The following is a 14,551-nucleotide window of genomic DNA, read 5'->3' on the forward strand; positions in this document are numbered from 1 at the left end:
AACGACTCCACGCCGATGATAGTGCGGATTGCCCGTGTGAAAGTAGGTAATCGTCAGGCTCCCATGCAGAAACACAGACCCCACCCCACACCGGTGGGGTTTGTGCGTTTACGCGCCATCGAAAGCAAGCCAACAGAGACTAGTAACCGCACCACCAAGGAACGGTCTGCTACCGCGTGAAATACGTGCATCCTCACAGCCGGTAACTCCCGGAGAAATCGGAAAGCTTTCCCTCGCCGCCTGCGCGATCCAATCCGTCAGGCCCGCTTCCGCACCGGCGTCTGATACGACATACCTGCGGTAAACCGGTCGAGTCGTTCGCTAGCATCGGTGACCGCCCAAAGAGGCGCGCTGTGCAACAGCTTGTCGTAATTCGTTGCGATTGCGGCAAAAAGCGCGAACCCTGCGCTATTCAATCCCCATTCGCCGGTTTTCCTTCCGATATCGAACACCGCCGACACCGCGCGCTCCGCCGCACCGAGTTGCTCGCCGGTCGCCGAGCCGAAGCCCGACTCCGCCAGGAAGCCGGTCAACAGCATGGTCTGTGTAAGTGTCTGGGCGTCGGTCATGCTGCCGGTGCCGCGGCGCAAGGCGTCGAGCGCCAGATGCACCCGCAACGCCAGCTCATCGGCGGTCTGCCGGGCCATCGGCAGCAGCATGGTTTTGGCATGCCGCGCACGCGCAGCGCCAGTGTGCCGGGAAAACGGAATCGGTTGTGCCATGACGGTCCAATGTTTATGCCTGTGCAGATGCAATAACGGCGCGAGCCGCAAAAGGTTGAGCCCTCGCTATGCATGCGCCGCAGCCGGCCGGCTCAAACGCAGTCGGCTGGCGGTTCCACGCCAATCGTCATGATCCTGCAGCGCACCCTGTGCAACTCGTGCGATCGCGCCTTCGATTCGCTTTATACCGCCGGTCGTCTCGCCAACAGCCTGCCCCATCGTTGCCCCCGTTGGATCGCAAGCGCGCCACGCGCACCCATCCCGCGTGTCCGGACATCGAGCCATCCATACGATCCGTGACACGCGCGGCGCTCACGTTTGCTCCGCTTCATCCGATGGCGCGACACTGCGCGCCCTGACGCGTCGCCGGATCTCCGAATCCAGAATCAGACGCCCGCGCAGTTTTCCCTTCATCCGCTTCACGTAGCGTGGCGCTTCGGTCATGTGGATCACCATCAATTCACGTACCTTCTCGACGTTACGCTCACGCGCCGCTTTCGTAATCGCCTTATGTATTTTCACGTTAGCCTGACCGAACCGTTCGTGTTCGGCTTGCGGCGTGTCGTTACGAAACTCGATCAGCTGCCTGATCATTTCGTTGATGAGCTCGCAACTGAAACGCAGGAACGGATTTGGATTCGCCGCCGCGAGGATGTCGTGAAAATTGACGTCTTCCTGTCGTTGCCGAACGATGTCGTGACCCCCGTGCGATGAACCCGGCCGGTCGCAGCACGCAATGTTCGCTTCGAGCGCCTCGAAGTCCTGCTCCGTCAGATGCGGCACCGCTCCCGCCGCCAGTTCCGGTTCCAGCAATTTGCGCACGGTGTAAATATCGTCGATCGACACATCCTTGAAGAACAGATAGTTCTGCAACAGCTGCAACGTGCGGTCGAGCGGCACTTCCACCACCATGCCGCCGCCGCTCGGGCCGGTCGTCACCTTGATCAGACCTTGCACCTCCAGGGACTTCAGTGCTTCCCTGATCGTGCTCTTGCTCACCGAAAAAAGCTGTTGCAGTTCAACCTCGCGCGGCAGCCGGTCGCCCGGTTTCAGGTCCTTCTCCGTGATGAGCCGCTTGATTTCCTCCGCGACCAGATCGCCACGTTTCTGCTGTTTGATCTCAATCGCGGCGCCCGCCTTGGCGCGGTCCATGGCCATATTCGATGCTCCTAGTTTGTCCCTGCACGATCTTTCATCGGTCCGCTCGTTCTATCACGGCTAGCGAGATCGCCCTCGATGCTGCCAGGAATTTTGCCTTATTGACACTCGAATTTATTGTACATACGATCCAATCCAGTCTATTTATCATGATAAATAGAACAAAGCCGGCGAGGTGAAAAAACTTCGCGGCGACCAGCAACTGGCGTACTCGTGTGCGCGGTGCGGTCAGTTTCGCAGTCGGTCAGTGCGTGTCTCTTTCTTAAGGAGCGTCATTTTGAATCGCCGAAATATGTTGAAGCTGGCCGCGTTGTCGGCTGTTCCGGGGACGTTGGGCTCGCTGGTCGCGCGCAGCGCGTTCGCGCAGGCCGGCACCTTGCAGTTCGCTTGTCCGGTGCCGATGTCGGGGCCGTTCGCCGCGAACGGCAAATATGCCGACCTCGGCATGAAGCTCGCGATCGAACAATACGGCAAGGTCCTCGGCGAACCGCTCGCGTATACCGTGCTCGATACGGAAGGCAAGCCGGCGACGGCAGTGCGTCGTGTGCAGGAAATCGCGCAGCAGAAGAATGCGCGCTTCTTCGCGGGAGGCATTCTGTCTTCCGAAGCATTGGCGATGGGCAAGGAAGTCCAGAAGGCCGACGGCGTTTTCATCACCACGGCCGGCGCCGATGAAATCACGGGCAAGGACTGCAATGACGCGACGTTCCGTTGGTCGGTGCCGACTTACGGTGCGATCGAGCAGACAGTGCGCCCGTTGACGCAGATGCTGCCGAAAGCAAAACGCTGGTACACCATCACGCCGCAATACGTTTTCGGCGAGGGCTTGTTGACCGCGGCCAAGGCGATATTCAAGGAGAAGGGCATCGAGCATGTGGGCAACAGCTACCACTCGCTCAATGAAAAGGAATTCAGCGGCTATTTGACAAACGCAGTCGCCGCCAAGCCCGACGTCCTGCTGATCCTGAACTTCGGTTCGCAATCGTCGGATACGCTGCGCCAGGCCGTGAGCTTCGGCATGAAGAACAATTGCACGATCCTGTTGGCGTGGGCGTCCGGCCTCGAGCAATTCGAAGCGCTCGGCGCGGATCTGTGCGAAGGCGTCTATTTCGGCGCGCAGTATTGGCACGACATCGATTCGCCGCTCAATCGCGATCTCGTCAAACGGACCAAAGCGGCATTCAAGACCAATCCCAACTACAGCCTCGCGGGTTCCTATATCTGCACGAAGATCCTGCTCGACGGCATCGTCAAAGCAGGCAACGTCGATCCGAAGAAAGTGGTCGCGGCGCTCGAAGGCATGAAGTACGACGGGTTGACGGGCCCGGAGGAAGTCCGCAAGGGCGATCATCAGGTGCTGAAGAACTACTATCTGTTGAAGGGCAAGGCGAAGAACAAGATGAAAAACGCCGACGATTACGCCGATATCGTCAGTTCGGGGCAATCCTTCCTGCCGCTCGACAAGACAGGCTGCAAGATGGTTTGACGCCTCAAACGCCGCGCGCGAGCGCGTGCGGCATGGCACGGCGCTCGCATAGCGCCTCCTCGGCACACCTTTAAACGGACGCCATGAACGTTTATCTCCTGCAGATCATCAACGGCATCGGAGTAGGGATGCTGTATTTCCTGCTCGCGGTTGGTTTGTCGATCGTGTTCGGCCTGCTGCGCTTCGTGAATTTCGCGCACGGCGCGTTCTATCTGCTCGGTGCCTACTTCTGCTATCAGGCGATGCAGTGGTCGATGAGTTTCTGGGCCGCGCTCGTGGTCGTGCCGATCGTGGTCGGCGCGCTTGCATGGGTCGTCGAGAAACTGATTTTGCGGCACGTCTACGCGCAACAACACGAGTTTCATATTCTCGCGACGGTGGGTCTTGCACTCGTCGTGCAGGAATGCGCGATTCTCGTGTGGGGTCCGCTCGGCGATAACGTGCCGGTTCCCGACTTGCTCAACGGCGTGGTGATCTGGGGCAGCTTCGTGTATCCGAAGTATCGGTTGTTCGTGATCGGCTTCACAGCGGTATTGGCCGCGCTTCTGTGGTGGGTGTTGGAGGGCACGCGGCTCGGCAGCGCGGTGCGCGCCGGCAGCGAATCGACCGAGATGGTGTCGCTGCTCGGCATTAACGTATTGCGTGTTTTCAGCCTCGTTTTCGCGCTCGGCGCGGCAACGGCCGCATTGGCCGGCGTACTCGCCGCGCCGATTCGCGGCGTCGATCCCTTCATGGGCATCGAGGCATTGAGCGTCGCGTTCGTCGTGGTGGTGGTCGGCGGGATGGGCAATTTTCTCGGCGCGCTGGTAGGTGGCCTGCTGGTCGGCATCGTGCAAAGCGTGATGAGCACGTTGTGGCCCGAAGGCGCGAGGTTGATGATCTACGTCGCGATGGCCGCCGTTCTGTTGCTGCGACCGAACGGTTTGCTCGGGAGGGCGTCATGATCGACACGTCAAAGCCAATCGTGCGGAGCGCTGCTTCCACGGCGACCCGATCGGGCGCACAGCACTCGTTGCATCGCTATCGCTTTCTGCTGCTGGCATTGCTGGTCGTAAGCGTATTGCCGTTGACGTTGCGCTCAGGCTCACTCGCCACCGAGGTGCTGGTATTCGCTCTCGCTGCACTCGGCTGCAATCTGCTGCTCGGACACACGGGCCTGTTGTCCTTCGGGCAGGGCATTTTCTTCGGGCTCGGCAGCTATTGCGCTGGCCTCGTCCTGACTAAAACCGCATTGCCCGTGCCGGTCGCGCTGCTCGCGTCGATCGCAATCGGCGCGGCGGCTGCTGCGCTGGTCGGCTGGTTTTCGATCCGTCAGCGCGGCACGTACTTCGTGATGTTGACGCTGGCATTCGGCCAGCTATTCTATTTTCTCGCCTACACCACGCCCGATCTGACCGGCGGCGACAACGGCCTGCTCGACATTCCGCGTCCCGCGCTCGGCCTGTTCGGCAAAGCGCTGCTGCCGTTGACCTCGCCGTGGCAATACTACGGCTTCGTCGCGGTGCTATTTCTCGTTGTGTTCTGGCTCCTGATGCGCGTGTCCCATTCGGTATTCGGCCGTACGTTGCTCGCGATTCGCGACAACGAGGCACGCGCGGCTGCAGTCGGCTACGACGTCAAACGCTTCAAGCTGATGGCGTTCGTGATCTCCGGCGCGGTGACGGGTCTTGCCGGCGCGCTGCATGCGCTGATGACCGGCATTGCGCCGCTCTCCAACATCGACTATCACACGAGCGAGATGATCCTCGTGATGACGGTGATCGGCGGCACGGGCAATCTGTTCGCCTCGGTATTGGGCGCCGCGTTTTACGTGCTGTTCGCCGATTGGCTCTCGACGCTGTGGCCGCGCTGGCTGCTGCTGCTCGGCATCGTGCTGATCGCCGTCAGCCTGTTCATGCAGCGCGGACTGTGGGGCCTGGGCGAACGCATCGGGCAATCGCTGCGCCGCAAGCCTTCCGCCGAGGCAGACAACGACACGGACAACGACACGGACAACGACGCAGGCAAGGAGCCGATATGAGCGAGCCCATTCTGCGCGCAAGCGGCGTAGTAAAGCGCTACGGCAAGTTCACGGCGCTCTCCGAAGTCAATCTGCGCATCATGCCGCGCACCGTGCATTCGGTGATCGGCCCGAACGGCGCGGGCAAGACGACGTTGTTTCATGTGCTGACCGGCACCGTGCCGCTTACGGCGGGAACGATCGTATTCGACGGTCACGACGTCACGCACGAGCCGGACCATAAGCGCGTACGCCGTGGCGTCGCGCGCTCGTTTCAGGTGACGAGCCTGTTCGCCAATCTGAGCGTGCGTGAAAACCTGCGGCTCGCCGCGCAAGGTGTCGACGCGGTTCGCGCACTGAACGCGTGGACCCCGCCGCGCGGCGCGCTCACGCACGCCGACACCGTCGACAGCGTGCTCGAACGCCTTGCGCTGCAGCGCTTTAGCGAGGTGTCGGCAGGCGCGCTGTCGCATGGTCAGCAGCGGCGGCTCGAAGTCGGCATGGCGCTTGCTGCCCGACCCAAGGCGATCTTTCTCGATGAGCCCACTTCGGGCATGGGTATCGACGACCTCGACGACATGAAGCAACTGATTCGCGGCCTGCGCGACGATTACACCGTCGTGCTGATCGAACACAACATGGGCATCGTGATGGACATCTCCGACACGATCACCGTCATGCAGCAAGGGCGCGTGCTGGTGGAAGGGCGGCCGGACGACATTCGCGGCGACGAGCGGGTGCGCAGCGCCTATCTCGGCAACATGATCACCGGAGGCCGCGCATGATTCTCGACGTGCAGCAGATTCACGGTTTCTATGGCAAGAGTCACATCCTGCAAGGCGTCACGCTGCAAATCGACGACGGCGAAACGGTCACATTATTGGGCCGCAACGGCGCGGGCAAATCGACCACGCTCAAGGCGATTGCCGGCGTCGTCGCGCCACGGCGCGGCAGCGTGACGTTCAACGGTGCGGAGATAAGCGGCATGCCGCCGCACAAGATCGCCGCACGCGGCGTGTGCTTCGTGCCCGAGCATCGCGGCATCTTTCGTCTGCTGAGCGTCGAGGAAAACTTGCGGCTTGGCGCGCGCAAGGATTCGCCGTGGCAGCTCGACGATATCTACCGCATCTTTCCGCGTCTGAAAGAACGGCGTACCAACGGTGGCGGGCAATTGTCCGGCGGCGAACAGCAAATGCTCGCGATTGGCCGCGCGTTGATGAACCATCCACGGCTTTTGATGCTCGACGAACCGGTCGAGGGACTCGCGCCGGTGATCGTCGAAGAGATCGTCGCGCAGCTCAAGCTGATTCGCGCAGCGGGCGTTGCGATTCTGCTGGTCGAGCAGAACCTCGAAGTCTGCACGCAACTCGCGGATCGTCACTACATCATCGAGCAGGGCGTCATCGTCTATTCGGGCGATAACGCGTCGTTCGCCGCGGACGAGTCGATCAAGGACCGCTATCTCGGCGTCGGCGTCGTCTGACGCGCGCTTTGTCTTCAACACGAGGAAGCATCGATGCAAGCTCACGAATCAACGACCGTCGCGACGCCCGCGGATCTGCGCGTGGACGGCGCGCGCCTTTGGGACAGTCTCATGCAACTCGCGCGCATTGGCGCGACCGAGAAAGGCGGTGTGTGCCGGCTCGCCCTGACCGAGTTGGACCGGAAAGCACGCGATCTTTTCATCGCTTGGGCAAAGGAAATCGGCTGCAGCGTGCGGGTCGACGCGATCGGCAATATCTTCGCGCGTCGCGCGGGTCTGCGTGATGATTTGCCGCCGGTGATGACCGGCAGCCACATCGACACGCAACCCACGGGCGGCAAGTTCGACGGCAATTACGGCGTGCTGGCGGGCCTCGAAGTATTGCGCACGCTAGCGGAGGTCAACGTGCAGACGCTCGCCCCGCTGGAGGTCGCGGTGTGGACCAACGAAGAGGGCTCACGCTTCGTGCCCGTGATGATGGGCTCCGGCGTGTTCTCGGGCGCGTTCACGCTGGAGCATGCGTTGGAACAACGCGATCGCGATGGCGTGTCGGTGCGCGACGCGCTCACGGCGATCGGTTATGCCGGCGAGCATGACAAGCCGCACGCCGTCGGCGCCTATTTCGAAGCACATATCGAACAAGGGCCGGTGCTGGAAGCGCACGACAAGACGATCGGCGTGGTGCAAGGCGCGCTGGGTCAACGCTGGTACGACGTGACGGTGCACGGCATGGAGGCGCATGCGGGGCCCACGCCGATGGAACTGCGCCGCGACGCGCTGCTCGTGGCAGCCGATCTGATTCACGCCGTCAATCGCATCGCGTTGGACCACGCGCCGCATGGACGCGGCACGGTGGGCTGGCTCGACGTGCATCCGAATTCGCGCAACGTCATTCCGGGCCGCGTGACGCTCACGGCCGATCTGCGCGCGGCGGACGACGCGACGCTCACGGCGATGGATACCGCGTTGCGCGCCGCATGCTCGACCGCGGCCGGGAAAGCCGGCATCGCCGTGGATGTCGAGCAAGTGGTGTACTTCCCGCCTCAACCGTTCGCCGCCGACCTGGTTGCAGCCGTGAAGCGGGGCGCGGACACGCTGGGTTTTTCATCGATGAACGTGATCAGCGGCGCGGGCCACGATGCCGTCTATCTCGCGCGAGTCGCGCCCGCCGCGATGATCTTCGTGCCGTGCAAGGACGGCATCAGTCACAACGAAATCGAGGATGCGCGCGCGGACCATCTGGAAGCCGGTTGCAACGTGCTGTTGCAGGCGATGCTGAACGCCGCCGCGCGGCCGGCAGGGAGCGTCGAATCATGAAGATCCTGATTGCAAGGATGAACCACGAGACGAACACGTTTTCGCCGGTGCCCACGCCGCTCGCGGCGTTCGGCCGCAACGGTCCGAGCCGCGGCGAAGACGCGTTCAACGAGAACAAGGGCATGCAGACGGCGATGGCCGCGTTCATCGACGCAGCCGAGCGTGAGCATGCGGAGATCGTCACGCCGATTTCCGCATCCGCGAATCCGAGCGGACCGGTCGATGCCGCGGCCTATGACGCGATCTGCGAGGCGATCGTTGCGGCGGCACCGGGTTGCGATGCGGTGATGCTCGATCTGCACGGCGCAATGGTCGCCGAGAATTCGGATGATGGCGAGGGCGATCTGCTCGAACGCGTGCGCGCGGCGCTGCCGCATGCACCGATCGCGGTCGCGCTCGATCTGCACGGCAACGTCACGCAAAAGATGATCGACCACGCCGACGTGATCGTCAGTTTCAAAACCTATCCGCACGTCGATATGTACGAGACCGGCGCGCACGCGGCGCGCCTGCTGTTCGATCTCGTGCACGGCAGGGCCAGGCCGATGATCGCGTGGCGCCAGCCGCCGCTGCTCACGCACACGTTGCGCAGCGCGACCGCCGAGGGCGCGATGAAACGCGCCGTGGACGCCGCGCGCGCGGCCGAGGCCGCCGGCATGCTCGCGGTGTCGGTGCTGTCCGGCTTTTCGCTCGCCGATATCGAGGCGCCGTGCATCAGCGTCGTCGTGGTGGGCAATGGCGAGCGCGCGCAAGCCGAGGCGGTGGCCGAGCGCATCGCGCGGCAGATCTGGAGCGAGCGCGAGGATTTCGTCTATCGCAGCGCGCCGCTGGCTGAATCGGTCGCGCAGGCGGCCGCGCTCGCGCAGGGCGCCGACAAGCCGGTGCTGCTGCTCGATCACGGCGATAACTGCATGTCGGGCGGCACCTGCGACACGATGGATCTGCTCGAGGAAGCGCTCACGCAGAAGCTCGACGGCATCGTGAGCGGGCCGCTGTGCGACCCGCAAGCCGTGGCGGCGTTGATGGCGGCGGGCGTCGGCAGCACGGTGACGGTGACCATCGGCAACAAGGTTGCGAGCAATGCGGTGACGCCGCGGCCGCCCGTCGCGGTGACCGGCGTCGTGCGCGCGCTGACCGACGGCGAGTACCTGATCAGCGGCCCGACCTACACCGGCCAGCGCGCCTTCATGGGACGCGCCGCGGTGCTCGACACAGGCGCGGTGAAACTCGTGATGACCGAGCACACGCACGAACCGTGGGACCTCGGCGTGTTCGAAAGCGTGGGCATCGATCCGCGACGCGCGCGTTTCCTGCTGCTCAAATCGCGCATGTACTGCCGTCCGGTTTTCGTGCCGATCGCCGCGGGGCTGGTGGAATGCGATAGCCGCGGCGTAACGAGCTCCGACTACGCGCTATTCAAATTCGAGCATGTGAAGCGGCCGGTTTATCCGCTGGATACGCGGACGGAGTGGACGTCCGCGAACTGAAGGAAAGGTGTTGATGAATCGAGGTGTCGTCCGAGGCTTGTGCTGCGCGGGTGGAGTCTTTATAATTCGCGCCTCTAAAGGCTCGTAGCTCAGTTGGTTAGAGCACCACCTTGACATGGTGGGGGTCGTTGGTTCGAATCCAATCGAGCCTACCAACGCAAAAGTGGCGTGGACGAAAGCGGCTCCGCTTTCGTCCACCGTCATGTTCTCGCATCACCTCTCGAATCCACCCGCAACGCCCTCAGTTCAGGTAACTGCCGATGCCGTTGCCGACGACGCGCCGCGGTCGGGTAACTCGTCTTCAAAACCATAGAACGACTGCGGAGTCGTGCACAGGATCGCGTCGATTGCCGCTGCATCGAGGCCGAGTTCCATTAGCATCGACAGCGACTGGCCGTAGTCCGTCATCCGTTCATGCTGCGTATGAGGCCAGTCGCTGCCCCACATCAGACGCCCAGCGCCGAAATGTTCGAGCAATTGCTTCGTCGCCTCGCGGACAAAGCTTGAATCGCCAGCCGCGCAACGGTACGCGGCCGATAGCTTGACCCAAATGCGGCCGCTCTTGCCATAACGCAGCAATGCCTCGAAGCCGGGGTCCCGAATGCCCTGGTCCGGGTCGGGTCTTCCAAAATGATCGACGACGACTGGTACGCCGGCCTCCAGCAGCCGGTCGAGCATGGGCGCAAGGTCGCGCGCAGCGCGGTGCAGTTCGACATGCCAACTCAGTTGCGAGAGCCGATCGAGCAGAAGCGTCCACGATTTCGCTCGCAGATCCGGCGGCGCCTGTTCGATCAGGTTCAGCCGTATGCCGGTTACGCCTCGGCCCTGCATCTCGGCGAGCGATTCATCGGAAGCATCGGGCGCGATCACCGCGACACCTCTCAAGCGGTGCGTGTCGCGCGACAGCGCCTGCAACAGATAGCGATTGTCCGTGCCAAGAAAACTCGGCTGCACGAGAACCGCGCGCCCGATGCCGTGTGCGTCGAGCAATTGCAGATACGTGTCGAGCGTTGCATCGTAGCCAGGCGAGTAACGCCTGCCATCCACCAACGGCAAGCCTTGCTCGAAGACGTGCGCATGGGTATCGACGCAACGCGAGCGGGACTGAACGGGCGATGCCGGCGCAATCATGGTTCAGCTCCGCGGCGGATTCAGCGTCAAGCGCGCAGCGTCGCCGCTGTCGTTCGCCGATTCGGGCGCCACCACGCCACGCAGACGTTTGCCACGCGTTTCGGGCAGCAGCAACACGGCGATCATCGCGAGTCCGTAGGCAATGGCCGCGTCGATGCCGATCGCGATGCCGAGCGACATCGAATGACTCATGTAGCCCACGAGAACCGGGAAACTCGCTGACGCAATGCGTCCGAAGTTGTAGCAGAAGCCGACGCCCGTACCGCGCATATCCGCCGGATACAGTTCATTGAAAAGCGGCCCGAGGCTCGCCGGAATACCGGCTGCGAACAGTCCGAGCGGGAAGCCCAGCACGAGCATTTGCGTGTTGGTCAGCGGCAGCATGACGTAGGCGAGAACCGTGACGACGCAACAGAACGCGAACAACGCAATGTTGCGCCGGCGGCCGATGCGGTCGAGCAGGTACGCGCTCAACATGCAGCCGCACCAGAAGGCCACGATCACCACGGCCAGATAGCCGCCCGTATGTAGAACCGACAGGTGCCGCTCTTTCGCAAGAAAGGTGGGTAGCCACGTCATGATCGCGTAGTAGCCGCCATGAGCGCCGGTGCCCAGCACCGCGCCGATAATGGTCGTGCGGAGCACGCGCGGCTGGAAGACCTGCATGATTTGCCCGAGCGCGGAGACCTTGGGCGCGGCGCTGGCCGGCGCGATGCGGGCCGGTTCCTTCAGATTGCGTCGAACGAACAGGACAAGGCCGGCCGGCAACAGGCCGACGGCGAACATCACGCGCCATGCGGTGTCCGATGGCAACCACGAGAACGCCGCGGCATACACCAGCACGGCCGCGCCCCATCCAACCGCCCACGCGCTTTGCACGGCGCCCATCGCCTTGCCGCGGTGTTCGGTACGGATGGTTTCCGCCATCAGCACCGCGCCGGCCGCCCATTCGCCGCCGAATCCGAAGCCTTGAAGCGCTTTGAGCACCAGCAGTTGCGGGAAGTTTTGCGCGAACGCGCAAAGAAACGTGAAGCCGGCGAACCAGAGGATCGTCATTTGCAGCGTTCGGACACGGCCGAAGCGGTCCGATAACGCCCCGGCAATCCAGCCGCCGAGCGCGGACGAAACGAGCGTCACGCCGCTGATCGCACCCGCCTGCGTATGGTCGATGCCATACGCCGCGATGATCGCGGGGATGGCGAGGGTGAACATCTGCACGTCGAGCGCGTCGAGCCCCCAACCAGCAAAGCAGCCCCAGAAGGTGTTGCGTTCGAGTTGCGAGCCTTGCTTGTACCACGTGAACATAGCCGTCTCCGTTCCCTTGCAATTCATTCAGTCATATATATGAATGCATGAATGATCGAGGCAATGCCGCTAAAAGTCAGTGGGTAAAAACCCTCGCTCACGGTGGCCCTCTTCGATGCGGTACAGTAGTTACTCCTCTGAACAACTGTATGAATGCCATGGACACGGCCTCTTTCAAGCTGGACGACCGATTGCCCCGTTATCATCAATTGCGTGACGACCTGCTTAGCCGCATTGCCGCGGGCGAATGGACGCCGACGCAAGCGATCGCCACCGAGGCGGAACTGGGACAGTTCTACAACGTCTCCACGGGCACCGTTCGCAAGGCGATCGACCTGTTGGTGGCCGACGGTGTGCTCACGCGCAGTCAGGGCAGAGGGACGTTCATCCGCCGGCCCCGTTTCGATTCCTCGCTGTTTCGCTTCTTTCGTTTCAAGTCGCGCGACGGACAACCCGTGCGCCCCACCGCGCGCGTGTTCAAGCGCGAAATCGTGAAGCCCAGCGCGGAAATCCGCGCCGCCCTGAAGATGAAAGCCACCGAGAAGGCGATTCACCTTTCGCGCGTGCGTCTGATAGAAGGGCAGGCGGTGCTCTCCGAGGAAATCTGGCTGCCGCGCGCGCGTTTCGAGCCGTTGGCCACGCTGCCGCTCGATGATTTCGAAGATTTACTGTACCCGCTGTACGAGCGTCTTTGCCGGCAAATCGTGGCGTCCGCCACCGAAATTCTAAGAGTCGAGCAAGCCACGCCTGATGACGCCTCGGTCCTCGGTCTAGCGACCGGGAGTCCCGTCATTCTGGTGCACCGTGTCGCGTCGGATTTCGCGGGCACGCCGTTCGAATGGCGCAGCACGCGTGGGGCTGCCACCACGTTTCAATACCAGGTGGAAATTCGCTGAACCGTCTGCTTGCGCCATCGGCGCCAGCATCGCCTCTGCTGTTCACCCTACCGCATACCGGATCGACAAACCGGATAGACGCTAACCGCTCCTATCCGGGTATCACCTCATGGCGCGCGTCGCCGATTCGTACAAACATATATATGACTACATCAATTCGGCCGTTGCTGTCGACGTAGCGGCCGCCGTGCCGCCCGTCGAATATCGAGGACGGCCGGCGCGGAAACGGAGCGGACATGTCCACGCAGACAGGATTTGAGCAGCAGGTAATGAAGAAAATGGCGTGGCGGCTGATGCCGCTTCTGATCGTCATGTTTCTCATCGCGTTTATCGACCGGCAGAACGTCGGCTTCGCCAAGCTGGAGATGGTGCACGATCTCGGCATGACGGAAGCCTCCTACGGCCTTGGCGCATCGTTGTTCTTCATCGGCTACCTGCTCTTCGAGGTGCCGAGCACGTTGGCGCTTCATCGCTTCGGCGCGCGGACCTGGCTCGCGCGCATCATGCTCACATGGGGCGTGGTGACGGTTTTGATGGCGTTCACGCGCTCGCTGCCGGTGTTCTATTCGTTCCGTTTCGCGTTGGGCGTCGCTGAAGCGGGTTTTTATCCCGGCGTCATCTATTACCTCACGCAGTGGTTCCCGCAGAGCTATCGCACCAGGGTACTCGGGTTCTTCACGCTGGGCAGTTCGCTTGCCAATATGCTGGGCTCGCTGGTCGGCGGCCTGCTGCTGACGCTCGGCGGCACCTGGGGATTCGCGGGATGGCAGTGGGTGTTCATCGCCACCGGTATCCCGGCCATTCTGGTTGCGTTCGTCGCGCTCAAATTCCTGCCGAATTCGGTCAAGGAAGCGCCGTTTCTCTCGCAGCAGGAGAAGGACGTGGTGATCGCCGCGCTCAAGCGCGAAGCATCGGATGAAGCCAAGGCGACACGGCCCTGGGGCGCGCTGCTCGACCCGAAGGTGCTGATGTTCGCGCTGACCTACATGCTGATGTCGACTTCGCTGTACGGCGTCACGTACTGGATGCCGACGCTCGTGAAAAGCTACGGTGTGTCCTCGTCGGTGAACGGCGTGCTGAACATGATTCCGTGGGCGCTGGCGACGCTGCTTCTGCTGTGGCTGCCGGGCAAGCTCAAGCGCGAGCGCGTGGTGCTCAAGGCGATGAGTGTGGTAGCGGGTATCGGCGTGATGTGTTTCGCGTCGAGCCTCGTATTGCCGACCGCGTCGCTGCGGTTTGCCGCGCTGTGTGTGGGCGGGGCGTGCATTCCGCTGCTGTATCCGTGCTTCTGGTCGCTTCCGCCGCGCTTCTTCACGGGCGCGAGAGCGGCGGCCAGCGTGGCGGCGATCAACGCGATCGGCAATCTGGGCGGATTCGCCGGACAGAATCTGATGCCCTATGTCGGCAAGGCGGCGCAGAGCCATGTCGCGCCGATGCTGGTGCCCACAGCGTGTCTGCTTGCGTTGGGCGTCGGCACCGGTGTCGCCGCGCTCATCGGCGCGCGTCGCAGGATGACGCTGGAGTCCGCGCCGGTCCGTTCGATCTGATCGCCTCGCGGCTACAGACC

At 62.6% G+C, this 14,551-nt stretch carries 14 protein-coding genes and 1 tRNA gene; 11 read left to right on the forward strand and 4 right to left on the reverse strand.

All coding sequences use genetic code 11. The annotated features are described in order from the left end of the window. Positions 1-180 (forward strand): hypothetical protein (locus ACTJLC_RS27095; RefSeq protein ID WP_440845770.1); only part of this gene is annotated, 180 nt, incomplete at its 5' end. Between the two features lie 77 nt (positions 181-257). Here ACTJLC_RS27095 and ACTJLC_RS27100 read toward each other — a convergent pair. After that, positions 258-722 (reverse strand): hypothetical protein, encoded by a 465-nt coding sequence (locus ACTJLC_RS27100; protein ID WP_310135444.1) that lies wholly within the window; start codon positions 720-722, stop codon positions 258-260. A gap of 312 nt (positions 723-1,034) precedes the next feature. Then, on the reverse strand, positions 1,035-1,880 hold the full coding sequence (locus ACTJLC_RS27105) for a FadR/GntR family transcriptional regulator (RefSeq protein ID WP_073430647.1): 846 nt from the start codon (positions 1,878-1,880) through the stop codon (positions 1,035-1,037). A gap of 277 nt (positions 1,881-2,157) precedes the next feature. On the opposite strand from ACTJLC_RS27105, the gene ACTJLC_RS27110 reads away from it, so the two are divergent. From ACTJLC_RS27110 to ACTJLC_RS27145, 8 genes are all read left to right on the forward strand, one after another. Continuing rightward, positions 2,158-3,366, forward strand: a complete 1,209-nt coding sequence (locus tag ACTJLC_RS27110) for an ABC transporter substrate-binding protein (protein ID WP_073430648.1) — start codon at positions 2,158-2,160, stop codon at positions 3,364-3,366. A gap of 83 nt (positions 3,367-3,449) precedes the next feature. Further along, positions 3,450-4,310 carry a branched-chain amino acid ABC transporter permease gene (locus ACTJLC_RS27115; RefSeq protein ID WP_310135435.1) on the forward strand — a complete coding sequence of 287 codons (861 nt, stop codon included), beginning with the start codon at positions 3,450-3,452 and terminating at the stop codon, positions 4,308-4,310. Further along, positions 4,307-5,386, forward strand: coding sequence for a branched-chain amino acid ABC transporter permease (locus ACTJLC_RS27120; protein WP_440845773.1), 1,080 nt, complete (start codon positions 4,307-4,309; stop codon positions 5,384-5,386). Before ACTJLC_RS27115 ends, ACTJLC_RS27120 begins: the two co-directional genes overlap by 4 nt. Continuing rightward, positions 5,383-6,150, forward strand: a complete 768-nt coding sequence (locus tag ACTJLC_RS27125; protein ID WP_154875143.1) for an ABC transporter ATP-binding protein — start codon at positions 5,383-5,385, stop codon at positions 6,148-6,150. Before ACTJLC_RS27120 ends, ACTJLC_RS27125 begins: the two co-directional genes overlap by 4 nt. Beyond that, positions 6,147-6,848, forward strand: a complete 702-nt coding sequence (locus ACTJLC_RS27130) for an ABC transporter ATP-binding protein (protein WP_154875144.1) — start codon at positions 6,147-6,149, stop codon at positions 6,846-6,848. Before ACTJLC_RS27125 ends, ACTJLC_RS27130 begins: the two co-directional genes overlap by 4 nt. A 33-nt stretch (positions 6,849-6,881) precedes the next feature. Then, the gene (locus ACTJLC_RS27135; RefSeq protein ID WP_310135431.1) at positions 6,882-8,165 is read left to right on the forward strand and encodes a Zn-dependent hydrolase; all 1,284 of its coding nucleotides are present in this window, start codon (positions 6,882-6,884) and stop codon (positions 8,163-8,165) included. Continuing rightward, the gene (locus tag ACTJLC_RS27140) at positions 8,162-9,652 is read left to right on the forward strand and encodes a M81 family metallopeptidase (RefSeq protein ID WP_310135430.1); all 1,491 of its coding nucleotides are present in this window, start codon (positions 8,162-8,164) and stop codon (positions 9,650-9,652) included. The genes ACTJLC_RS27135 and ACTJLC_RS27140 overlap by 4 nt, the downstream gene beginning before the upstream one ends. 78 nt (positions 9,653-9,730) lie before the next feature. Beyond that, a tRNA-Val gene (locus ACTJLC_RS27145) sits at positions 9,731-9,807 on the forward strand. A gap of 91 nt (positions 9,808-9,898) precedes the next feature. Here the strand turns inward: ACTJLC_RS27145 and ACTJLC_RS27150 are convergent. Next, on the reverse strand, positions 9,899-10,783 hold the full coding sequence (locus tag ACTJLC_RS27150) for an amidohydrolase family protein (protein ID WP_440845776.1): 885 nt from the start codon (positions 10,781-10,783) through the stop codon (positions 9,899-9,901). 3 nt (positions 10,784-10,786) lie between these two features. After that, positions 10,787-12,088: an MFS transporter gene (locus tag ACTJLC_RS27155; RefSeq protein ID WP_310319552.1), complete on the reverse strand. Its 1,302-nt coding sequence runs from the start codon at positions 12,086-12,088 to the stop codon at positions 10,787-10,789. Positions 12,089-12,246: 158 nt separating this feature from the next. Here ACTJLC_RS27155 and ACTJLC_RS27160 point away from each other — a divergent pair, with 158 nt between their 5' ends. Both ACTJLC_RS27160 and ACTJLC_RS27165 read left to right on the forward strand, forming a co-directional pair. After that, positions 12,247-12,984, forward strand: a complete 738-nt coding sequence (locus tag ACTJLC_RS27160; RefSeq protein ID WP_073430657.1) for a GntR family transcriptional regulator — start codon at positions 12,247-12,249, stop codon at positions 12,982-12,984. A gap of 236 nt (positions 12,985-13,220) precedes the next feature. Continuing rightward, entirely contained in the window at positions 13,221-14,531 is a 1,311-nt protein-coding gene (locus ACTJLC_RS27165; RefSeq protein ID WP_083081628.1) for an MFS transporter, read from the forward strand. The last annotated feature ends 20 nt before the right edge of the window (positions 14,532-14,551 follow it).

Origin of the sequence: Paraburkholderia sp. 22099 (genome assembly GCF_052045835.1) — a bacterium.
Taxonomy (GTDB): domain Bacteria; phylum Pseudomonadota; class Gammaproteobacteria; order Burkholderiales; family Burkholderiaceae; genus Paraburkholderia; species Paraburkholderia terricola.

Coding starts and splice junctions, on each gene's coding strand:
- ACTJLC_RS27100 (WP_310135444.1), bottom strand. CDS start 722: ATGGCACAACCGATTCCGTTTTCCCGGCACACTGGCGCTGCGCGTGCG.
- ACTJLC_RS27105 (WP_073430647.1), bottom strand. CDS start 1,880: ATGGCCATGGACCGCGCCAAGGCGGGCGCCGCGATTGAGATCAAACAG.
- ACTJLC_RS27115 (WP_310135435.1), top strand. CDS start 3,450: ATGAACGTTTATCTCCTGCAGATCATCAACGGCATCGGAGTAGGGATG.
- ACTJLC_RS27120 (WP_440845773.1), top strand. CDS start 4,307: ATGATCGACACGTCAAAGCCAATCGTGCGGAGCGCTGCTTCCACGGCG.
- ACTJLC_RS27125 (WP_154875143.1), top strand. CDS start 5,383: ATGAGCGAGCCCATTCTGCGCGCAAGCGGCGTAGTAAAGCGCTACGGC.
- ACTJLC_RS27130 (WP_154875144.1), top strand. CDS start 6,147: ATGATTCTCGACGTGCAGCAGATTCACGGTTTCTATGGCAAGAGTCAC.
- ACTJLC_RS27135 (WP_310135431.1), top strand. CDS start 6,882: ATGCAAGCTCACGAATCAACGACCGTCGCGACGCCCGCGGATCTGCGC.
- ACTJLC_RS27140 (WP_310135430.1), top strand. CDS start 8,162: ATGAAGATCCTGATTGCAAGGATGAACCACGAGACGAACACGTTTTCG.
- ACTJLC_RS27150 (WP_440845776.1), bottom strand. CDS start 10,783: ATGATTGCGCCGGCATCGCCCGTTCAGTCCCGCTCGCGTTGCGTCGAT.
- ACTJLC_RS27155 (WP_310319552.1), bottom strand. CDS start 12,088: ATGTTCACGTGGTACAAGCAAGGCTCGCAACTCGAACGCAACACCTTC.
- ACTJLC_RS27160 (WP_073430657.1), top strand. CDS start 12,247: ATGGACACGGCCTCTTTCAAGCTGGACGACCGATTGCCCCGTTATCAT.
- ACTJLC_RS27165 (WP_083081628.1), top strand. CDS start 13,221: ATGTCCACGCAGACAGGATTTGAGCAGCAGGTAATGAAGAAAATGGCG.